The following is a 20,970-nucleotide window of genomic DNA, read 5'->3' on the forward strand; positions in this document are numbered from 1 at the left end:
CCTTCAACTCGTTTGCAAGGCGCTCAGCTTCTATCTGTGCGCGTACTTCCTTGCGGAACTGTGTCCACGGGTAAAGCTCCGAAGAGGGGTTAACGCTCACGCGTCCGCCCAAAGGGAAAGCTGAACGGGCTTGAACGGCTCGTGACTGATCAGAACGGCAGCATCCTTCTTGAAGACGACCTGACCGAAACGACCAACGCGGTACGAGAACTCAGGAACTTCGTACTCCCACACGTGGAAGCCGGCGGAAGCCAACCGGTCCCCGAAGTCCTCAAACCAATTGTTCAGCTCGTCCACCGACGCGAAGCCACAGACTTCGTCGTCGTAGATCGTGTTCAGGTTCGGGTCAGCTTGCGGGGAAGGGTGGCGCTCGTCGCTGTGTCGCCAACCCATGCCGGTCAGCTTCTCGTAATCGTCAATGGGGACGTTCCGGCATGTGTACGGGCCGGAGGGGAATTCCTTGTCACGCGCCGTGGCATGGGCAACCCGCCAAACCTTCACGATGCTCTCTCCTGATCGTTGGGTGTGGTCTTGCGTGCCCCCGGCGGGATTCGAACCCGCGTCGTCCCGTGCACCCTTGCGGGCTCCGGATTGGGATGCTCTTCCGTTGAGCTACGGGGGCGTATGGGGCCGGAGCCCCGTTGCGTCAGACAGACGACTTGAAGCGGCAGGCGAGAGCGTCAGCGCGCCGGAGGGATGCGAGCATGGGCAGCGCGTTCGTACGGCTCTTCCGCACGGTGCTGATCACTTCGCCTTCCGCGTTGTGCGTCACGAACTCAACGGCCATGCGCGAAGCGGTCGGGAAGGTCTCGACGTGTCCGCCGGTCGGCAGGTTGTAGGTAGCCACGGTGTTGCTCCTTCGGTCTGTTGCTCGTTATGGAGCGGAGGGGATTCCCGCGCGGTAGTCCGCGTCATGGGCGAGATAGGAGACCGCACGAGACAGCCGTTCGGGGTCGTCCTTGAAGTGGCCTAGGGCGAGATTGCAGGAGTGGCAGAGAACGCCCCTGACGCGTCCTGATGAGTGCTCGTGGTCGATAGCGTGGGAGCGCTGGAAACTCCCCGGTGGGGCTCCGCAGATATCGCACGGCCGGCGCATGAGTTCCGTGAGCGTTTCGGCCGTGATCCCGTACCGGCTCAACGTCCGCTCAAGCGAGCAACACGACCGGCACTTAGCGCGGGGCTTGCCACGCATGGGGGAGAAGTCCTCAAGAGGTTTCTTCTCCCCGCAGCGAGAACAGGACTTCACGCGGTAGCGGCCTTCTTACGGGCGTTGTACGCGCGCTTCTGAGCGTTGCGCTTCTCCGGGTTGTCCTTGCGGAAGCGCTTCGTGGCTCCGCGCTTGCACGACTTGCACTGAGACATGCGCGCCCCGGTGACCTTGTTCCGAACGTAGAACTCGTCAACGGGCTTCTCAATGCCGCACGCCTTGCAGCACTGCGTTTCGCCCTTCGGGGCTTCCGGGCTTCCGCCCAGGTACAGCGTCTTGAAGTTCTTCCGGGCTTCGTCCCTCACGCTCTCAACGGACGTGTAAGCGACCCCGGCCACTTCGGCAAGTCCCCGGTGGTCGTCGGCACCGACACACGGGAAGTCGCCAATGCCGTACTCAGCGGAAAGAACGGCTTCCTGTTCGGCAGGGAGAAGGTCAAGGGTCTCGTGAACCCGACGCTTGTTCTCGCGCTGACGCTCAGACAGCTCGTCGTTCGCCTCATTGCGGGCAATCGCGTAGTTGGTCAGCGTGTCGGCAACCGTGGCGTTCTCGTTCTCGCCAACCGGAGCGTCAAGGTACTCAGCCCCCTGCCACGAGATACGAGCGGCGTACGCGGTCTCAGGGGTCATGCGCTTCGTGCCCATGACTTCGGTGAGGACGCACAGCCGCTCAGCTTCGTACGGGTCTCCGGCAGCCATGCTCAGCGCCTTCTCAAACTCAGCGGCAATCGAACGGCTGACACCCTGCCGCGTCACGGTCTTGCGCTCGTCGCTGAGCTTCCCGGAAACGGTCCGGTCCATGAAGGTGAAGAACTCCGCCACAGACGAGCCCGTGAAGCGGCTCAGTCCCTCCCACACGGCCACACGACCCACCTGGGCAAGATCGTCCATCAGGTCAGCGTCCGTGCGTCCGCCGGTCGTCGCGTACCGCCGGGCAAGCTGAGACACGCGCTCTTCCGTCGCTTCGATCACTGCCGTAACGGCCTCAAGGTCGTTGTTCTGAGCGGCGGCAATCTGCTGAGCGGTGAGGTCAATCACTGGGGAATCTCCTTCGGGGTGGCTTCGCTCCGGAATGGAGCGGAGGGGATTCCCACCGAAGGAGTCAGGCGTTTGCCCAGGTCACAGCCCTGTTTGGGCATGGCTCCGCCACGGAATGGCGAAGAGGGGTGTCACGGCCTAAGCCCCGTCAGTGGGACGGTTGCTGACGGGGGCTTGATCAAGGCCGTTCGTCGTTGCGTGTTCGAACGTACGTCAGTGCCTACTCAGAAACAATCGTTGTGAGTAGGCACCGCACATCTAGTTGACCATGCAACGGGGTCGGTCGGAAGGCATGTTTCTAAGGGGAGACCCCGGCTCATCCTTCGGGATGACGGGTGAGCCGGGGTCGTGACAGGGGGGTTACCTGCGAATCGAAGAAACGGCCTTTTGCGGGGGCTCAGCCCACTCTTGAGAGTAGGCAGTGAATCGTGATCGCGCCGTGATCTAATCGAACGTCGAACAGAAGCGGAAGGTGGCCTAGCTCACTCACGCGGCCTTCGCGTACGCCTCTTGCGGGTGCTCCGCGTACCACTCGTCTTGCGCGATCAGGAGTTCAGGCAGGTACTTACCGGAACTGTCCTTCATGTAAAGGCTGCCCCACGAGCGTCCGCCAACTTCGGCTTCGGACTCAATCGGAACGCCGAACAAATCGAACGACATGCAGCGTTCGAACTCACGGGCAAAGTCCTGGGCTTCCTTCGCGGGCACCGACGCAAGCACTTCGTCATGGATCGGCAACTTCATGTAGTCGAGAAGGCCGGCCTCTTCCATGTTCAGCATGGCTTGCCCCAGCACGTCACGCGCTGCCGACTGTGACTGATAGTTCACAACGGCGTACATACGGTCCCGGTCAAGCGGCAGCCGGCGACCGGTGACGGACACGGTGACGAGCCCGGTTGCACGAGCTTCCCGCTGCCACTTCTTGGACGCTCGAACGATCTCCGGATACGCCCGGTCGTACGCAGCAATGGCAGCGCGCACCTGAGCGATAGGCGCACCGGTCTGACGCGCGATCGTCTCAGCCCCTCCGCCGTAGACCTTGCCGAAGCCGATTCCCTTACAGAGCTTGCGGTGAGCCTTCGTGAAGTTCGGTCCGAACACGAGACGCGCCGTGAAGTCGTGCAAGTCCTCACCGGCGTTGATCGCTTGCTTCATGCGCTTCACGTTGGCGAGAGCGGCAAGAACGCGCATCTCAACGGCAGCGAAGTCGGTACTGATCATCACGTGACCGGGGTCCGCAAGGAGTGCGCGCCGGATCATGAAGTCAGAAGACGGGAGCGTTTGAAGCGCGGGCTTCGTGATGCTCATACGACCCGTGCGGGCAGCGAGTGTCTGTATGTTCGGGTGTACGCGACCGTTCGCGTCCACGTTCGTCAGGAAGGTGTCCGCGTACGCGGTGACCCACTTACCCGCACGCTTCGCGCGAAGGACAGCGTCAGCAAGCCGGTTAGGCTCACGTCCCCCTACGCGCTCCCAATCACGGTCAAGGTCAGCGAGGAATTGAAGAACGGCCTTGTCTGTCTTGAGCGCGCCCCCCTTCGTGTACTCAGGCGCACTGTTGCCCGGAAGAATCATGTCTTCGCCCATGGCAAGAAGGGCTTCCGCCACCTGGGCACCGGAGTTGACCGACTCAACGCCATACCGGGCGGCAACCGCGCTGTACTTCGCCTCTTCCTCATGAAGCTTCACGGACAGCGTGGACGCGTACTCACTGTCCAGCACGATTCCGGCGCGCATCATCACTGAGCACATGCGGGCAATTTGGTGCTCGTAGTCCACGAGTGCCTGACGCACGCCGAGACGAGCAAGCTCACGAGTCAGGATCGGGTCAAGACGCGCCGTGTAGATCACGTCAAGGCCGGCGTACAAGTTGTAAGTCGGGTGATCCAACGGGATGTTCGCCCAACCCGTGGCCTTCGTGAAGCCGAGACCGTTGAAGACTTCGGTCAGGTCTCCGGCAGTGTCCGGCGCGCTGGGGTCCGTGTAGTGGGCGCTGAGGGGCTTGAGGCCGGTCCCGATTCCCCCCTTGTGAGGCTCACGCGGGTCAATGAGCGTTGCCTTGATCTTCGTGTCAACGGTCTTCGGTGCCAGGATCTCAAGGGCAAACTCCGCGTGCTCGTCCAGTACGAGCCAATCGAACGGCGCATTGTGGATCAGGAAGCGCGGAGCCATGCGGAGCACGAAAAGGGCAGCCTCAATGAAGCGTCCCCCGCGCTCCCAGTGGATCACCCATGCCGTGTGCTCGTCACCGAACTGAACGGTCCGAAGTCGGTACGTGGCGCTGTAGATATCAAGGCCGGTCGTCTCAGTGTCCAGCGCGATCGGTCCCCGGTGAGCGGCAGTGCGCGCCCACTGCATGAACTCACGAAGGTCGTTGTCCGTCTCTGGAATGTTGATCCGGACGTGTTCGCCGGCCACGTCATGGAAGTAAGTTTTCAAGGTGTGTCCCCTAACGCCAAAAGGGGTCAACCCACTCTTGAGAGTAGGCTGACCCCTTGTCGGTTGCGTGCCTTACCGCTCCGCGCGGTGAGCGTCCAACGTCGCTTTCAACTCACGGAACGCGGCGAACGCCTGATGTGGGACCACGCCGTTGCCGATTCGCTCAAGCTTCTCGCGGTGGCTGAGCCCCGGAACGTTGGTCACCCAACCGGGCTCTAGCCCCATCAGCCACTCAGCGAATTCGGGCGAGAGCTTAACTCCGCCGCGTGGACCACGAATGACCGGAACCGGTGCCGCTGTCTGCCGGATTGTTTCCCACCGGTACACGGCAGGTGCGAACTCTCCCCACCACTCAGCGGGGGAGTGCGGTCCGTCGTCGGGCAACTCGTCTTCGGGCGTGACGTTCAGCAAGAAGACAACTTCGTCTTCAAGGGTCGGACCGTGGCCACCGGCCTTACGTTTGTCCGGGTGCTGAGCGCTGCCGTTGCTGCCGAGATTCGCGGTAGGGGTTTTGAAGAGCTTGTCAGCGCGGTCACGCGGGAAGAGACGAGCCACGGCGGTAACAAGGTCGTCCCCACCTGCCCCCGCCCGGTCACGCTTAGCGAAGTCGGGACCCCGGTTAGCGTCAGCTACGGTCGGGGTCGGAAGGAGCGGCAACGCAGAACCACCGGTCACGCATGTGCGGGGCTCCGATATCGGAAGCTCGTATACACGTCCACGCAGCGTCATACCCGATCTCGTGAAGCGACGTGAGGACCGATCCGAGCCCCCTATTTCGGATAGCTCCGACGTTCTCCAAGAACACGTGTCGCGGTCGAATGACCCGTATTGCGTCAGCGATGTTGAACCAAATTCCACTGCGCTCACCCTTGATCCCCTCACGCCTTCCGGCATTGCTGATGTCCTGACACGGGAAGCCCGCAGTGATGGTGTCCACTTCGCCCGTGAACTCGTGCCACGGGGCGTACCTCACGTCACCGATGTTCGGCGCGTCCGGGAAGCGGTACGCCATGACTTCGCACGCTGCCTTGTGGACTTCCGCAACGACCGTGACCTTGTCTCCGGTGAGCGCTTCTACTGCGATACCGAGACCGCCGTAACCCGCGCATAGCTCAAGGATTGGCACCGGGTGCCCCTCCGCTCTCATTGGGTTGCTGTTACCTGTCTGAGAGCGGAGGGGATTCCCACCTAGCCCTGACCGAAGATTCCGGGTCCCGTGGACTTGTCCGGCTCGTCAGCAAGGCGCACACCGACCAACGCGTTGCCCTTCGCCACCCGCTTACGGGACACGCCGCGCTCTTCCATGGCGGAGAAGAACGCTCGTCGCGTCCAACGCTCCTTGCTGGGAAGGTTCTCGGCTTCGCACCAATCCAAGTAGTGATTGAACGCGTCCCCGCCCAGCATCACGGCACCCTCAGACTTCACGAGCACAGCGGGAACCGAAGGGTCTTCGGAGTAGAAGCCGGCCAACGCGTCGGACGTGGCGCGGTAATCGCGCGTAGCGGACGTGATGGAATCCGGGTCACGAAGGCCGGACGCGTACCACTCGACAGCACCACGCACAGCCCATGCCACGATCCCGGCAGCCTCAGCAAGAAGCTTCTTGTCAAGGTCGTAATCCCGCTCGTGCGGAGCGAAGTACCGGTTGAAGGGGATGAGCTTGACGCGTCGCCACAGACCTTCGTCAGCACCCTTGAAGCGGGGCTTGTGGTTCGTGGCGAGAAGAATGAGAAACGTGGGCGCGAAGGTGAAAAACTCCTGACGCAAGAAGCGCGCGGTGACCTTGTCCTTGCCCGTGACGCGCTTCAACACGGCTTCCGACATGGGCTTGCCGCTCTCGCCTTCCGAAGCCATGACGAGCCGGGCACCACGAAGCGCGGCAATGTCGTTCGGGATTCCGCCGCTGCCCTTGTCCTCAAAGGTGGCGAACGGCGTGGTCTTCGTGATGTTCCCGAAGACGCTCGTCAGGGTGTCCGTGAAGACGCTCTTGCCGTTGGCACCCTTCCCCCACAAAACCCCGAAACACTGTTCCGACGTGTTGCCCGTGATCCCGTAGCCCGTGAGCCGCTGCATGTAGCCGACAAGGTCAGGGTTCCCCGGAAAAATCTCCGTAAGGAACTGTTCCCACCGGGGGCACAGCGCGTCAGGGTCGTACTCAATCGGCAGCGAGACCGTGAGCATGTCGTTCTTGTCGTGGTCCCGGAGCGTGCCGGTCCGAAGGTCAACGACACCGTTGCGGAAGCTCAGAAGGTGCGGAGCCGCGTCGAACTCGTCCGCGTTGACGTACACGCTGGGCACGCTGCGAAGCTCCGTCATGAGAGCGTCAATGCGCGTCGTCATGGTGAACCCGCGTGCTTCCTGAGCGTTGCCGGCCAACACGAGCGCAGCGCCCATGCGGTGGATCTCCTGACGAACCTTGTGCTCCGACCGCTCCCAGGTAACGCCGTTCCACGTGTGGAAGCCGAGACCGGGCGCGTACTTGATCCTTCCGTCAGACCACGCAACGAGCGCATGAGCGTTCATAGCGTCGCTCTCCCCGTACGTGCGCACGAGATCAGCGAGAATGTCAGCCGCGTCACGTCCCTGATCGTCGGACACCGTGACAGCACCGGTCCGCTTCGCCACCGTGGCCTTGCGCTGGGCAGCCTCAGCAACGGCACGGTCCACCACCGGACGAGCCGACTTCACCGCGCCGTGCATGAGCCCTGGGAAGTCGTCGCCGGTCGTCTCGCGCCACTTCGTCAGGTCAGTCTTCGGCCCCAGGTTGGGAATGGGGAGCGCGTAAACCTCAATGCCGTACGGCTTGAGACCTTCGGCAAGCGCACGGTTGAAGCGCTGCCCGGCTTCGTCGTTGTCTCCGGCGGCAATGACCTGAGTCCCGGCAAGGCCGGCTGCAAGCTCAGCGAGAAGGTCAGGGCTTCCGGCAAGGGACGCGCCACGGATACATACCGCGTCGTACCCGACCGCAACCGACGTGAGACCGTCTCCGGGTCCCTCAGACACGATCGTGACCGCGTACCCGCCGGAGCCCCTGAACACGCCGTACTGACCCCACCGAAGCCCCTCCGGGTTGCTGAGGGACAGCCACCGTCCGGGACAGTGTCCGGTCAGGTCTCGCCCCTGCAAGCCACGGGCTACGCCGTTGAAGTCGTGCAGCGGGACCGTGAGCCGGGGGAACTGACGGAAGCCACGGGAACGGTAGTTGCGGGCTCGTCCTTCGCTGTCCGTGTAGTCAAGACCCGGAACGCGTCCGTCGTCCACACCAACGAGAAGTTCGGCAGCCGTGGCACTGTCGAGACCGAAGCGGTCAAGCGCGTAGCCACGAGCCCGCTGACCCCACTCCGAAGTACCGACGAACGCGGCAACGGTCTTGTCCACGTACATTGCAAGCTGAGCAGTGAGAGCGGTACCCACGAGCGCGGGCTTCTCCTTCGGCACCGTGAGACCGTCGCCGGTCGCGTTGAAAAGGTCATTCCAGTTGAGCCGGGCAGCAAGACGAACCTTGTTGGTGTCGCATCCCGCACGGCAGGTGAGCCGAACCTTGAGATCGTCACCGCGCCAAATCCGAAGCGACGGACGGGAGTCCCCGTGTGCCGGGCACTTAGCGAGATACCCACCGTCCGCCTCTTCGGTCACGGTCCCGAACCGTGCAAGTACGTCCTTGAAGTCCACGGGCCACCCTCTTTCTTCCGGTTGCCCGTGCTTGATCGGAGGGGATTCCTACACGACCGGTCCGAAGGTCTCCGCCCACTCCGCAAGCGTCTTCGCACCCTTGCTCAAGTTGCAGCCGGCACACGCGGGGAGCATGTTGGAAGCCTTGTCGGCACCCCCCTTGCTCAGCGGGTGGACGTGGTCAAGGTGCGTGGCGCGCTTGTCGCAGTACGCACAGCGGTAGCCCCAACGCCGCATGATCTCTGTACGGCTGTACGACTCGTGTTCAACGCCGTACTCCTTCGCGCGCTTCCGGTGCGTCAGCTCGTGGCGCTTGTCCGGCGGCAACTTCGCGTAATACTGCTTCCGGTGGTCCGCTGCCCGCTTCCGGCGACACGTGGCGCACGAGCTTGACGGACGCTTCGCCTTCCCGGCAAGGAACTGTTCAGCGGGCTTCGCTCGTCCGCAGTGCCGACACACCTTCACTAGTCCCACCACACAACGGACGCGCCACGAGTGATAGCAGTGCTGAGCGCGTCGGCGTAGCGCGCCCAATCCTTCCGGTCGGTTACGCCTGCCCTGAGATACACGGTGTCCCCGTGGCTCAGCGCGCGTACGTCCCCCATGGCCGGAGCCGCGTCGGGACCAATGAACATGCCGGTTTGCATGTTGCCTACTCTCAAGAGTGGGTTGAAACGACAACGGGCCGGACAGCACCCGTGTGAGTACCGTCCGGCCCGTGTCGCGCCTACTTGCCTTCGTCCTGTTCCCCGGTGACGTTGCTCCGCAGAAGGCGCACATGAGTTGCCGCTACGTGTTCAGCCCGTAGTGTCTTGCGCGGTTTCTCCGAACGGCTGTCTGTGCCGGTCGGCTGCACCTTGAGCATGGGGAACTTGCGCCCCTCAACGCGGACGAAGTACGTGCGGCGAACAATCGCGTCCGACGCACGCACCCCGTTCCCTTGACGTGAGGGGTAGTTGACGAGATCACCCGGATATAGGGGCTCACCGGCATAGTCAGCGACAATGCCGCGCTTACCCATACTCAGGATCTCCGGTCTCTTCGTACACGCCGAAGCGAACGCGTCGCTCGTGGATCACGGCGTTGCGCATGGCCGGCGAGAAGTCCCACAGCGGAAGACGGATCGTCTCGTCACTTGCTGCGGGAAGCTCCGTCGGATGCTGCGGGACGACGCTCACCGCTCGTCGGCAATCGCGTCGTTGTACGACTTCTTGACCCGGATCACGGGCTTGATGTACGAGACCGGAGTTCCGCGCTTCGGACCCTTCTTGATCACGAAGTCAACCGGCTCAAGCTCAAGCTCAGCGAGCACCGGGCCACCCTGACCGATCCGGGCAAGCGCGTCTTCCGACTCGTGCAGAACGGCAAGGAGCGTCCACGCGCCTGTCTGAAACTTGAACTCCCCAAGCTCCGGGTCGTCGGCAAGCTTGAAGGTGATCGTGATGGACGGACCGGGTCCGTCGTCGTCCTTCGCTGCCTGCTTCCGCTCAGCGAACAGGGAAGGGCACCCGCACGGAGACCCAACAAGCTTCTCGTCCTTCGGGTGGCTGACGAAGTTGAAACCGTCGCAGTGGTGCTTGAGCTTGCCGTTGATCCACTGCTTCATGTCCCAGTGGATACCGTCCGCCTCAAGGATGACGGGAATCTTCGTCGCGCTCGTGAACACGTCAATGAAGTTCTCCGACGTGCTCTCTTCGTTCTCAACGGGAGTGCCCCCGAAGAGCTGAGCCACGGCTTCGGCAACGTGCTTCTCACCGGTGCTGAAACGCCACTCCGAGAGCGCTACGCCAACGGTCTTGCCCTGTTCGTTCACCTCCGACGTACCGGAGTGCAGCCGGCCAACGGAGTCGTCAGCGTAGGTCTTCCGCTCCTTCGGCTTGTTGTCTTCGTCTCCGGCCCAAATGCTCTGCTTCGCCATGCTGCGTGCTCCCCATGGGATTGAGGGAACGGCGGAAGGGGTCAGGTCGTGTCCACGCACCCGAAGGTGTCTGCCGACCGTTCCGGCCTTCCGCCGCTCCGTTGCTCTCTGCATGGGCGCTAGAGCCGAAGGGATTCCCAGGGCACGAGAAAGCCCCCCTGCCCGACCACGAAGGCCAGACAAGGGGGCTCAGGGGACTCACGCGGGATGATCCCCGGTGAGCTTGAGGGCAGCGCGGTACGCCGCTCGTGCCTCTTCGTTCTCAACGTGCCGAAGGAAGACGCGCGCCTTCGCGGTCTCAACGGCCTGTTCGGGTGTCGGGTGCTCTTCCGGGTAGACGTAGGTTTCCTCAAGGAGACGCGACCCGATCCGGCGACGCTGCCTCAACTGGACTTCAAGCGCACGGCCGAAGCTTGCCGACTGCACGCGGTAGAAGAGCCCTTCGGGAAGCTTCACGCGGTCTCCCACTTCCCCGCGTCGTTGTTGTCAAGGGTCACCTTGAACACCTGCCGCGTCTGTGAGTGCCACACGCACACGCCTTCCGGGTTCATGAAGCCGGGGGCAGCGACGGAGCCGCGCGAAGCAAGCGCAACAAGCGCGTTCTCAATCTCCGCTTGACTGAACATGCCCTGATAGAGCACCGGAGCCGGCTCAACAATCGCGCTGCCGAGACGAACGTTCACGTCCTTGTGTCGGTCCGTGTTGAAGAGCGAGAAGCGACGGTCAGGCAGCCCGTATCCGCGCTGAATGCCGAAGCCCCACCACTCACCGAAGTGCACACCGGTGCCCAGCGCACGAACGAGACCTTCGGCGTTCTCGTACACCCAACCGGCAAAGCCGAAGTTGTCCTTGCCCTTGCCCGGAGTGATGACGCGGGACCGGGACTGAGCGGTGAGGACGTAGCGGGTACCGTCCACCACGACGGAGTACGAGCCGGGCGGGAAGTCGGTCCACGCGGGGACGTGCGGAACGGTGCTGATGTGGATTGCCGCGTTGGTCCCGTCAAGCTTCTCCGTAACGACGATCGTGCGGAGGAGTCGGGGGGTCTTCGGCCATGCCGTGAACGTGTGGTTGGTCATGCTCTTACCGGAGCGGAGGGGATTCCGACCCCGGACGCACGAAAGCCCCCCAACGCCCGTGAGTGGGTCGCTGAGGGGCTAACGCTGGGGTGAGGCTAGTTGGACTTGTTCGAGCGGACCGGAGCCGTCAGAAGCCCCGTGATAGCCACGAGAAGCCACGCCTCACCGAAGCCGATTGCCGGGACAGCCGGCCGCACGCTGTGCCACACGCCGAAGAGGAGCATGACGAGCCACGGCACGAACATGATGAGCGCCACGAGAAGCACGAGCGCGCCCACGAGACCGGCAGCGTCCGCCGCAGTGTTCCGCTTCGCCATTGTCTTGGTTCCTTCCGTTGGGGTCAGTGGGACTTGAGCGAAGGGGATTCCCTCACCCTCCGCACGAGCCACACAGCCCCGACTTCTGAGGGTTGCAAAGACAGTTCGGACCGCTCACGCGCGGGTTTGCTCCTTATCTCCCAAGAGGGCATTCAGCTTCGTGTGGACAGCGGCAAGCTTCGGGAGATCAAGCCCCAGCTCACGCGCCGTGTTGACCGCGTCGGCACACTCGTTGATCACGTCAACGACTTCGTCAGACTTCATGTGAAGACTGAACTCGTGCATTCGGCTCGTGTGCGTAGCGAGCATGAGTCAGCCCCTCCGCTGCGTACCGGTGACGAGTCGGCTCTTGCTGGACGCGATCGGCTTGAGGACAACCCGCCGGCTCAGGTCACGGTCCCAATTGAACGTGCCACGGAGACGAAGGAACTCCTCAAAGACTTCGTCGTCAATGACGACCGGCTTGAACGCCCACTGTTCGTCAGTGATGTGCAGAACGGCAGCACCGTCAAACTCAGGCATGGGTTCCCGGTTGCCGTCCGCGTCAATGATGAAGTCCGCGTTGGCGTATGCGCTCATCTGAAGCGCCACGTCCGGGTAAGTGGCCTTGCTGGTCTTCCAGTCACCCATGATCAGGTGACGCTTGCCGGAGCGGTCCGGGGTCGGGTTGCCGTTGTCGTCAAGCCACACGTACATGACCACGTCGAAAGAGCCGGCGTACTCGTGCGTGTCGCTCCAAGCCACGTCTTCCGCGCGGACGAGTTCCGGGTTCACCGCCTCAAGGAACTCAGCGAAGTGCTTGCGGTACGGGGTCATGTCCGGGTGAACAGGCGTGGTGAACCTGCCGAACGAGTCCCGATCGGTGAAGCCACCCTCACCGCGAATCATGCGCTCAAACAGGTCGTGAGCCATGCTGCCCACGTCAGCGCGAACCTTCGTGTACCGCCGGGCAGCGCCCCGGAGATAGTCAACGGCTCCGTCCCGGTCGCGTGCAGCCATCTGCGCCACGAAGTCAATGGAGTCAACCGCAAGCTCAGCGGTCATGCGCGCGTTCCACGGACCCAAGAAGTTCTGCTTGGGAAGCATCCCGATCACGCTCGTCACGCCCGGATACACGTTGTCCGGGAAGGCAGTGTTCAGGTAGAAGCGACTTCCGCCCCTGTAGAGAGTTCGGATCTTGCCCATGGGTGCCCCTTCCGGGCTCAGGGATTCGTTTGCACTAGTCCTTGAGCGGAAGGGCTTTTCAGCGGCAGGTGCAGAAGTGCACGTTTGCACTCCGACCCGGTTTCTCTTATGGATCTCTATTGTTGTTCCTGGGAGACCTACAAATCTGCACTTCTACACGACGAAGCCCCCGGTCCCTTCCGCTGTGGAAGAGCCGGGGGCTCGTGGTCGCGCTGGGGTCAGCTCACAGCTTGGCAGCCTCACCCGCAAGGACCGTGACGAGCGATTCAAGCTGAGACTTGAGATCCGCCTTCTCGTCGTCGGTCAGCTTGCTCGTGTCCGCCGTGACGTTCGTGATCAGGTTCCGCCCCAGCGAGACGAGCGACGTGCTGACTTCCTGCCGCTCCGCACCCTCAAGCTTCTTGACAGCCTTCGTGACGCTCTCCGTCAGCTTCGTAGCGCGGGCAACCTTGTCCGCCGCACGCTGCTTCGCGGTCTTCTCCGGCGTGGCCTTCTCAAGCCACTCAGCGGGAATCTCCTCCGTGATCCCCTTCGCCTTCTCCTCAAGCTCCGTGACCTTCGCGGTCAGCTTCTCCTTCTCGTCCTTCGGAAGCTCGTCGTCGTCCAGCGAGTCACGAGCCGCGTCAAGCTCCTTACGAGCCGCGTCGAGTTGCTTCACGCGGTAGTTGAAGCGCTGGATCTCGGTACGGCCGTAGCGCGGAAGCTCAATGCCCGCGTGCTCGTACACGGCGTAAATCGCTTCGGTCAGGGACGTGTAAACGTCTTCGTCCCCCTCTTCCGCCTCACCCTCAGCGATCATCTTTCGCCCGTCTTCAACGAGCTTCGCCGCTTCCGGGAAGTACAGACGCGCGGTCTCAAGGGCTTCGTCCGGGTTCGGGGACGAGTCGAAGTCACGGAGCCACCCAACGAGAATGTCAGCCATCTTGTTCTGTGTGGCCTTCTGCAACGCGTCGTGCGCGTCGTTCGTCTTCGTGTCTTCCGCGCTGACACCCTTGCGCGCTCCGTCGTACACGAGACCGGCAGCGTTCTTCGTCTTCTTTTCGATTGACGTCAGGTCAGGCAGACCCGAAGCGTTGTGCGTCATCTTAAGACGCATCTCAAGCATGGTGCGCGCGACGGTCTCACCGACTTCGGAGAGCTTGAGCCCGTACTTGACTCCGTCCTTGAAAGCCTTGATGGACTGAGAGACGAGATCCGGAATGCCCTCAATCTCAAGAGGGTTCTCAGCCTGCCGAACAACGACAGTGGTGGACGCGGGGGCAGGTGCGGGGGCTTCCGCCGGCTCCGGCTTCGTGGTCGCTGCCTTGTGCGCTTCGTTGACCGACTTCCGTAGCGCAGTGCGCTTGCCCTGGGGAAGCTGACGAATCTTCTCTTCCGCCTCAGCCTTGAGTTCGTTGGCCTGAGTGGTCGCGCCTTCGCTGCCCGGCTCAATGGCCTTGATCTGATCCACGGTGGCGTGAACTTCGCTCATCAGCGCGTCAACGTCCGTGTTCGTAGCGTCGGAAGGGTTGGAGTTCTTCGCGGGCATGGTGTCTTCCTTCGGGTATGTGTAGCTTTCGCCGGTTTCCCGGTTGCTGATCGTGAGCGTGACGGACGAGCCGTGTGTGTCGGCAGCGGCAAGCATCTCGTCAGCGGCACGCTCCGCGCTCTCCGCGTCGTAGTACGCGTTCGTGGAAGCTTTGTCCTGAGTGGAGTACTGGAAAGTCAGTCGCCACGGAAGCTTTGCGCCGGCCTTCGGCATGTCCTGTTCCCCTTCGGTGCCTGACGGCTCGTCAGTGATCATCTTAAGCGCAACCTTCGCGCACTGAGTGCACGAGACATAAGGCGTGTGGGCAAGCCGGACAGTTGTAATCGGCTTCTTGCACAGCGTGACCGTGTCGCTGTCCTGAGCCGCGTGGACGTACTTACCCTTGCCCAAGTAGAAGGTGCGGTACCCGGTCGGTGCGGTTACGGCGGTCATGCTGTCTGCCCCTGTCATGCTTGCGTGCTCACCCTATCGGAACGGCCAACCCACTCTTGAGAGTAGGCTGACCGTGTTACCAAAGCTTTACCGCTTGTACGAACTCAGTCGGTCAGCGTTTCGACCTGTTCGTTAGGAAGGAAGATCAGCGCATCCTTGCCCCAACCGATCATCGTGGTACCCGTGATCATGTCCGTGCTGACCGTCTTCACGTCCGTCAGCCCCGACTCAGTCACGAGCACATCCCCAAGGGTTACGTCCTTCGCGCGCTTGATCATTGCTGCCCCCTCCGTGTTGTTCCGACAAGGAAGAGACTACTCTTAAGAGTAGGCACTGACAAGTCAGGGACACGAAAAAGCCCCCCACCGACCAACCCGAAGGTCAGTCAGTGAGGGGCTGTCTCGTCAGCTCCGGGGGAGAAGCAGGCTGTCAACGATCCTGTTCAGGTCGTCCAGCGTGCCCGTGTTTCCAATCGTCAGGTCAGTCTTCACGTAGTCAAGCGCGGTCTCACTCTTGTGCTCCGCGTTCTCCCCAGCGCCGGCCCCCGGTCGTGTGACCCGGATCAGCGCGAAGCCACGTTGCCGCAGCGCGAAGGCTTCGTTCTCGTACCGAACGTCCGTGATGATGACCGGCAGGTTCCACGAGTCCGCAGCGTCCACCTTCCGCAGTGCAAGGCGAACCCAAAACTCTTCGTCGTGCAGCCGTACGGTCTCGCCCGTGGACTGCAAGAGCCGACGAACTTCCGGGTACCGGTCCTTCGCGTACTCCCAACCAACGTCGTTGATCAGGGCAGCAAGCCGGACCACCACACCGGGACTCGTCTCAACGAGCGGGTTCGTCTGCATGACCATGGCCTTAAGCGGATCAGCGAAGGCAACCCGCGTGTACGCACGAGACTGCACGAGCCGCGTGGCCACGCTGTCCTTGCCGCTCCGCGCCTTGCCGATCAAACCGACGTGCTTGAAACGCACTCCGTGCCCCTTCCGGCAGATGATCTATCCACCGGAAGGAGAGCGGAGGGGATTCCCTTACGCGCCCAACAGGACGTGCAGCGCGCCCATGACAGCGGCACCGGGGAAGTCAGGCTTGACCGCAGTGACCGCAGCGACGACACCCGCAGAGAAGGCAAGGATCTTGACCTTGTGCTTGCCGACCCACGAGAAGACCGCGCTGACTGCCGACACTCCGCCGGCCTTGCTGTGCTCACCCATGCTTGTACCTCCTAGACGTTCGGGACCTTGAGCGCGTCCCACGTGGTCTTACCGGGCCAACCGTTCGCGTCGGCACCCGTGTAACCCTGCTTCCGCTGCCACTTCGCGTACGAAGCCTTGTCCGCGTCAGTCCACTGGGGACCCGGACCGTCCTTGTACGCGGAGCACCCAACGGCCACGAGCCGCTTCCCCATGGCAGTCACAATCGGGCTCTTCGGGTTCTTCTTGAACCACGCCGCACCGGGGAAGGGCTCGTACTTCGGCTTCGGGGGCGTGGTCGGCTTCGCCGGAACGGAAGGCTTCGGAGCCTCACCCGCGAACTTCGGGTCAGCCGACTTGATCCCCTCCGGGAACTCCGGGTATCCGTACCCGTACACGTACGCGTCTCGTCGCGCACGCTTCTTGAGGTACACGCCGTTCCCCTCAGCGGAGCCGGAATCGTTCGTGTTGCCCTCAATCGTGTACGCGTAATCCGCGTCATAGGCGTACACAATGCCCGTGTGCGACCCACCACCGGAGCCAAAGAAAATCTGAGCCCCAACCGCCGGGTACTCCGAGAAGCGCCCCTTGTTCTTGAACCACGACACAGCGGTTGCACACGACGCGGTACGCGGGTACAGATCAGCCACGCCGGCCACGAGTGCAGCCCAGCTCACGAAAGTCGCGCACCATGGCTGATAGTTCGACCACTCAAGACCGGGGACAGCAGGGCTGAACTTGTTCTTGTTGTTGTAGTGGCCGTTCGAGAAACCTTCTCGGTAACCCACTTCGGCCTTCGCAACGGATATGACCTTGTCTACAGCAGACAAGAGCGTTCCCCTTCCATGAAAAGAGCCCCCGCCCATTCCCAGGGCAGGGGCTCACGAGTTCGGCGCAAGCGGTTAGGCAAGCGCCACAATCGGAATGTCGTGGTCGGCAAGGGCAGCCGTGTTCGTCTGACTCACGGTCGTCGGAAGCGTGGACTGAGCGGCCAAATACCATGCACGCGCGAACGGCGTGGTCGTCATAAAGAAGTTGGCCGTGGCAACAGGCGCTTCGTTCTGCACGTGGTAGAACGAGAAGTCAGCCGTTCCGCCGGTCGTCATGAGCCACGCAACCCAGTAGCGCCCAGGGGTCAGCGTCGTTGACGTGAGCGTGAGCGGTACAGCGCCAATGTGGTTGCTTGCCATGGCAGGAAGTACGCCCGATTCCTGACCGGCCATGGTCAGCGCCACAGCAGACGACGCGACGACGCGCGTTCCGTCTTCCCTGTAGATACCGGCCATGTAGCGGTTGGTCGAAACTCCGCCGTACCCACGAGCGAACAGCACAGCCTTCGTCACGGTGGTGCTCTCCGTGATGTTGAAGCCCGTGAGGTACAGCCGCTGAGGGACAAGGTACTTCGCTGCCGGGTTCGCCACTCCGCCCGGATCAAGGGACCACGCCTTGAAGCCCAGGGCTTGAGGAGTCCACGAGTTCCGCGCCACGTCGGGAATCTGCGCAATGGGAACGTCAGCGTTCGCGTCCAGTGTCGCAACACCGTTCGCCACGCCACGCGTTGACACAGCAACGTACGTGCTCGTGAGCGACGGAACCTGAGCGGTCGGAATCTTGCTGGACGCGTCCAGTGTCGCAACGCCGTTCGCAGCACCCTTCTCACTCGTGGGTACAGCGCTCACGTCCGCTGCGCTCAGGACAACGTCACCGGTCTTCGTGTTGACGGAGCTGACCGCACCCGTACCGCCGGAGCCGACCGACACAACCGTTCCGTCAGCCTGCCGGACCTTGAGAACGCCACCTTGCGAGTAGACAACGACACCACCGGTTGGGTTCGTGGTCGGCACCGTGACAGCGTCGTCAACGCCCAGGATGGCACCCGCACCACCACCGAAGTCAGCGCTCGTGGAACCCAGTTGAAGCCCGCCCACGTAGTACGCCACACCCTGAGCGACGAAGTTGCCGTTGGAACCGATACGCGTAGCGAGTGTGCCGGAAGCGTTCTTCCACTCCGCAAGGTTGGTCGTCCCGTTCCCCTGCATGGTCAGCGCCACGCCGGAAGGGTTCGTCAGGGTCACCGCACCGGAAGCAGTAGCGCCGGCCGCAAGGACAGACGCGAGATCAACCGTGACAGCGGCAGCGCTCGTGCCGTTGACCGACTGCACCACACCGGGCGCACCCTGAGCCCCCGTGGCACCCGTTGAGCCCGTGTCACCCTTCGGACCCTTGATGTTCCCGACCACGCTGCCCCAACCGGTGGCAGTGCGCTGGAAGAGGTCACCGGAGTCAGTACGAAGCAGCATGTCACCCGGCTTCGTCCCTACGGCGGACGTGGTCCCTGAGTTGACGTACCACGCTGCGCCACGAACGTTACCGGCCTGAACCCACGTACCGGCGGACTTGCTGTACGTCGTCACGGTCGTGCTCGTGACACCCAGGATCGTCGTCGTCTCGTATTGGTTGTAAACGTCACCGTCCACACCCAGCGTGCTAGCAGGAACGGTGCTACCCGTGTACACCTGGGAACCCGGAGCGCCCGTGTCACCCTTCGCGCCCTGGGGACCCGGAACGGGAACGTAAGTCGGGGTCGTGGGGTCAGCCGGCGCAACGTCCGCAAGGTCAATCTCCGCTGTGTCCTTCGGGAGAAGGAGAGCGAAGGTACGAGCCCCGGTCACACCGGTCAGGTTCTCCTTCACCGTGTACGACCAATCCGAAGGGTTCATACCTTCGTTGTCCGTAGCGGGAAGCGTCACCTCAAACGCGCCGAACTCGTCCAGACGCGCGACGACCGGACCGGCAACGAACAGGTCAGCGTCAGGGAACGTCAGGAGACCCGGACCCGTGAAGGTAACCGTTCCCTGTAGCCCCCTTCCGTCCGGACCCCGGTACTGCCCCTTGACCTTGACGGTCACGATGCTGGGGGGCAGCGGGTAGGTCTCAACGGGCTGTGTCATCTGTCCCCCTGTTCAGAAGTCGGTCAATGTGCTGCCGAAGCTCACGGTTCTCAGCGCGAAGCTCAGCCACTTCGTGACGGAGTCCAGCGTTCTCGTCCCGCAATGCGCGGACTTCGGTTACGAGCGTGGCAACCTCTTCGGTCAGCCGGTCGGCTCGTGCGGTCTGTGCTTCGGCTTCGTCGCGCCATGCGTCCCGCGCACCGGTCTTCACCTGCCGGTACACGAGCATTAGGAAAAGGGCAGCGCCCCCGACGATCTCAGCGACTCCGGCAAGGTCCGTCATCCCGTCCATGTCACCGGGCTTCCGTCAGTCGGGGTCAGGGCTCCGCCAATGCGCGGGTTGCCGTCGCTGGACTCCTCAATGAACGTGCCCAGCGGCACACCGGTGACCAGAAACGGGTTACCCATGCCGACCGTCAGAGACTCGCCGTCCACCGTCACGCGCTTGTTCACGCGGTAGTCAATGGCAAAGCCCTTCCAATCCTGACCGTCGTCAAAGCCGATCGGCTGAGGGTGCTTCCATGCCCACGTGATCGTGCGCGTAAAGCCGTTGTCCGGAGCCGGCCAGTCATCAGCCTTGTCAATGGTCGTTTCCTTCGTCTTCGCGCCGGTCACCATGTCCCTAATCCACACGGTCACAGATACGTCAAGAGGTCCGCTCGCACCCTGGGGCAGATGAAACGGAATCCCAAGGATGAGTACCGGCTGATTCAGACCCGTTGAGTTAATCGCTCCAAGAGAGTGCGTGTACTCCGCTCCTTGAGTCCCCTCAAGCGAAGGGGACTGATACGAGCTAAAGGGCAGCCGCTCATTCACGCTGCCCAGCTTCGGCTTACGCTCAAGCGCGGTAATGCGCCGCTTCATTTCGTTCAGCTCAGTTATGAGCGAAGGCGGAAGCGCGTTAGCTTGAATCGCCATTTTGGAAAACGTCCTTACTCGCAAGGGAAAGCGCGACGGTCTCAGTGCCGTTCACGTCAACGTCAACGCGTCGCTCAGTCAGTACGAAGTCTTCGAGCAAGCGGACGTACCCTGAGTCCACCTGAACAGTGCCGATCGCACCGGGCAGGAAGGGCAGCGGATCAAACATGCCCGGATACAGGGTCAGCGTCGGAATCGCAATGACCTGACGACCCACAGCGGCAATCGCGTTGGCCTTCGGGATCAGGTCCCCCGTAGCCTTCAAGTCGCTGTACGTGGCAACGTGGGTCAGTGCCGGCGTGTCAAGGTCGTTCGACTTCCACGCGTAGGGCTTCACGCCTGTACCCAGGTCAGCCCCGAACGCGAACGAGCGCGTTGCTAGCTTGCTTCCGTCGTACGAAACCTGAGTGACGTTGCAATTCTCTCTGTGTACTAGAGCGGAAGGGATTACGTTCCGCCCCCGCCCACTCATCAAGAAGCGGTTTCCAACGGTCCCGTCAGCGCGCCAATAGGTCTCGTACCGGAAGTCAAAGCCCCCGTCTTCGTCGGCAAGCTCGTTGATCGCTTCCGCTGTGTTCTTGAACTCCGAGAAGCCCCAGCTACGGGAACGAATACGGCCGGTCGTGTTGAGCCACGACGTGTCAGTTCCAATACCGCCTTCGTCGTTGGCAACCTCAATCCAGTCGCGCAACAGAAGGGCTTGATCCTTGTTGCCCTTGTAGCCCAACCACCTGCCGGGAAGCCTGCCGTTGTCGCTCAAGCCCTCACGGAACCCGCCCAGGTAGCACGTCGAGTAATACGAGTGCCACCCGGACGCGTTCATTGACAGCGTGCCCGCTTCAAGGTCAGCCGTTGCCGTCCACAGCATTCCGCCCCAAACGGGCTCGTCGTCTCGCGTGATGACGAGCGCGCTCTTGCCCGGCTCCAACGTGTCCGGGTCGGCAGCCTTGAGCGGCATCCCAACCGTTGCGGTACCCGCTGCGTTCAGCGTCTCGCCGTACTGAATCCCGGTGACCGGAAGTGAGCCGACAACTTCGCCGGTCTTCGCAACGGTCTGCAAGACTTCATAGCGGGCAGCGGGCATGGGTTCCCCCCTA

The 20,970-nt window shown here is 62.5% G+C and carries 24 protein-coding genes and 1 pseudogene; all 25 read right to left on the reverse strand.

Going from position 1 to position 20,970, the window contains the following annotated elements:
* Positions 1–96 precede the first annotated feature (96 nt).
* The 25 genes and pseudogenes from ACZ5VC_RS14800 to ACZ5VC_RS14920 all read right to left on the reverse strand — a co-directional run bounded on the left by ACZ5VC_RS14800 (position 97) and on the right by ACZ5VC_RS14920 (position 20,957).
* The gene (locus tag ACZ5VC_RS14800; protein WP_469120429.1) at positions 97–501 is read right to left on the reverse strand and encodes a hypothetical protein; all 405 of its coding nucleotides are present in this window, start codon (positions 499–501) and stop codon (positions 97–99) included.
* Positions 502–536: 35 nt separating this feature from the next.
* Positions 537–622 (reverse strand): annotated as a pseudogene (locus ACZ5VC_RS14805).
* Positions 623–646: 24 nt separating this feature from the next.
* On the reverse strand, positions 647–847 hold the full coding sequence (locus ACZ5VC_RS14810) for a hypothetical protein (protein WP_469120430.1): 201 nt from the start codon (positions 845–847) through the stop codon (positions 647–649).
* Between the two features lie 27 nt (positions 848–874).
* The gene (locus tag ACZ5VC_RS14815) at positions 875–1,192 is read right to left on the reverse strand and encodes an endonuclease VII domain-containing protein (protein WP_469120806.1); all 318 of its coding nucleotides are present in this window, start codon (positions 1,190–1,192) and stop codon (positions 875–877) included.
* A gap of 50 nt (positions 1,193–1,242) precedes the next feature.
* Positions 1,243–2,244, reverse strand: coding sequence for a sigma-70 family RNA polymerase sigma factor (locus ACZ5VC_RS14820; protein ID WP_469120431.1), 1,002 nt, complete (start codon positions 2,242–2,244; stop codon positions 1,243–1,245).
* A gap of 486 nt (positions 2,245–2,730) precedes the next feature.
* Positions 2,731–4,683: a DNA polymerase gene (locus ACZ5VC_RS14825; protein WP_469120432.1), complete on the reverse strand. Its 1,953-nt coding sequence runs from the start codon at positions 4,681–4,683 to the stop codon at positions 2,731–2,733.
* A 72-nt stretch (positions 4,684–4,755) separates the two neighbouring features.
* Positions 4,756–5,238: a DNA (cytosine-5-)-methyltransferase gene (locus tag ACZ5VC_RS14830; RefSeq protein WP_469120433.1), complete on the reverse strand. Its 483-nt coding sequence runs from the start codon at positions 5,236–5,238 to the stop codon at positions 4,756–4,758.
* A gap of 70 nt (positions 5,239–5,308) precedes the next feature.
* A complete protein-coding gene (locus tag ACZ5VC_RS14835; RefSeq protein WP_469120434.1) occupies positions 5,309–5,809 on the reverse strand; it encodes a DNA cytosine methyltransferase in 501 nt (166 codons plus the stop codon).
* 62 nt (positions 5,810–5,871) lie between these two features.
* Complete coding sequence (locus tag ACZ5VC_RS14840) at positions 5,872–8,355, reverse strand: phage/plasmid primase, P4 family (protein WP_469120435.1); 2,484 nt, start codon at positions 8,353–8,355, stop codon at positions 5,872–5,874.
* A 48-nt stretch (positions 8,356–8,403) separates the two neighbouring features.
* Complete coding sequence (locus ACZ5VC_RS14845; protein WP_469120436.1) at positions 8,404–9,135, reverse strand: HNH endonuclease; 732 nt, start codon at positions 9,133–9,135, stop codon at positions 8,404–8,406.
* A gap of 394 nt (positions 9,136–9,529) precedes the next feature.
* Positions 9,530–10,273 (reverse strand): recombination directionality factor, encoded by a 744-nt coding sequence (locus ACZ5VC_RS14850; RefSeq protein ID WP_469120437.1) that lies wholly within the window; start codon positions 10,271–10,273, stop codon positions 9,530–9,532.
* A 198-nt stretch (positions 10,274–10,471) separates the two neighbouring features.
* Positions 10,472–10,729 carry a hypothetical protein gene (locus ACZ5VC_RS14855; protein ID WP_469120438.1) on the reverse strand — a complete coding sequence of 86 codons (258 nt, stop codon included), beginning with the start codon at positions 10,727–10,729 and terminating at the stop codon, positions 10,472–10,474.
* Entirely contained in the window at positions 10,726–11,352 is a 627-nt protein-coding gene (locus ACZ5VC_RS14860; RefSeq protein WP_469120439.1) for an RNA ligase family protein, read from the reverse strand. Before ACZ5VC_RS14860 ends, ACZ5VC_RS14855 begins: the two co-directional genes overlap by 4 nt.
* A 95-nt stretch (positions 11,353–11,447) precedes the next feature.
* Positions 11,448–11,669: a hypothetical protein gene (locus ACZ5VC_RS14865; protein ID WP_469120440.1), complete on the reverse strand. Its 222-nt coding sequence runs from the start codon at positions 11,667–11,669 to the stop codon at positions 11,448–11,450.
* 114 nt (positions 11,670–11,783) lie between these two features.
* A complete protein-coding gene (locus ACZ5VC_RS14870; RefSeq protein WP_469120441.1) occupies positions 11,784–11,933 on the reverse strand; it encodes a hypothetical protein in 150 nt (49 codons plus the stop codon).
* Between the two features lie 48 nt (positions 11,934–11,981).
* A complete protein-coding gene (locus tag ACZ5VC_RS14875; RefSeq protein ID WP_469120442.1) occupies positions 11,982–12,854 on the reverse strand; it encodes a hypothetical protein in 873 nt (290 codons plus the stop codon).
* 223 nt (positions 12,855–13,077) lie between these two features.
* A complete protein-coding gene (locus tag ACZ5VC_RS14880) occupies positions 13,078–14,814 on the reverse strand; it encodes a hypothetical protein (RefSeq protein ID WP_469120443.1) in 1,737 nt (578 codons plus the stop codon).
* A gap of 104 nt (positions 14,815–14,918) precedes the next feature.
* Complete coding sequence (locus ACZ5VC_RS14885; RefSeq protein ID WP_469120444.1) at positions 14,919–15,092, reverse strand: hypothetical protein; 174 nt, start codon at positions 15,090–15,092, stop codon at positions 14,919–14,921.
* 126 nt (positions 15,093–15,218) lie between these two features.
* Entirely contained in the window at positions 15,219–15,785 is a 567-nt protein-coding gene (locus tag ACZ5VC_RS14890) for a deoxynucleotide monophosphate kinase family protein (protein WP_469120445.1), read from the reverse strand.
* 57 nt (positions 15,786–15,842) lie between these two features.
* Complete coding sequence (locus ACZ5VC_RS14895) at positions 15,843–16,025, reverse strand: hypothetical protein (RefSeq protein ID WP_469120446.1); 183 nt, start codon at positions 16,023–16,025, stop codon at positions 15,843–15,845.
* 11 nt (positions 16,026–16,036) lie between these two features.
* Positions 16,037–16,834 (reverse strand): peptidoglycan-binding protein, encoded by a 798-nt coding sequence (locus ACZ5VC_RS14900; RefSeq protein WP_469120447.1) that lies wholly within the window; start codon positions 16,832–16,834, stop codon positions 16,037–16,039.
* A 72-nt stretch (positions 16,835–16,906) separates the two neighbouring features.
* The gene (locus ACZ5VC_RS14905) at positions 16,907–18,955 is read right to left on the reverse strand and encodes an autotransporter outer membrane beta-barrel domain-containing protein (protein WP_469120448.1); all 2,049 of its coding nucleotides are present in this window, start codon (positions 18,953–18,955) and stop codon (positions 16,907–16,909) included.
* Complete coding sequence (locus tag ACZ5VC_RS14910; RefSeq protein ID WP_469120449.1) at positions 18,939–19,247, reverse strand: coiled-coil domain-containing protein; 309 nt, start codon at positions 19,245–19,247, stop codon at positions 18,939–18,941. Before ACZ5VC_RS14910 ends, ACZ5VC_RS14905 begins: the two co-directional genes overlap by 17 nt.
* Positions 19,235–19,873 carry a hypothetical protein gene (locus ACZ5VC_RS14915; RefSeq protein WP_469120450.1) on the reverse strand — a complete coding sequence of 213 codons (639 nt, stop codon included), beginning with the start codon at positions 19,871–19,873 and terminating at the stop codon, positions 19,235–19,237. The genes ACZ5VC_RS14910 and ACZ5VC_RS14915 overlap by 13 nt, the downstream gene beginning before the upstream one ends.
* Positions 19,857–20,957, reverse strand: a complete 1,101-nt coding sequence (locus ACZ5VC_RS14920; protein WP_469120451.1) for a hypothetical protein — start codon at positions 20,955–20,957, stop codon at positions 19,857–19,859. The genes ACZ5VC_RS14915 and ACZ5VC_RS14920 overlap by 17 nt, the downstream gene beginning before the upstream one ends.
* Between the last annotated feature and the right edge of the window lie 13 nt (positions 20,958–20,970).

This window comes from Streptomyces sp. NPDC033174, from assembly GCF_055577795.1.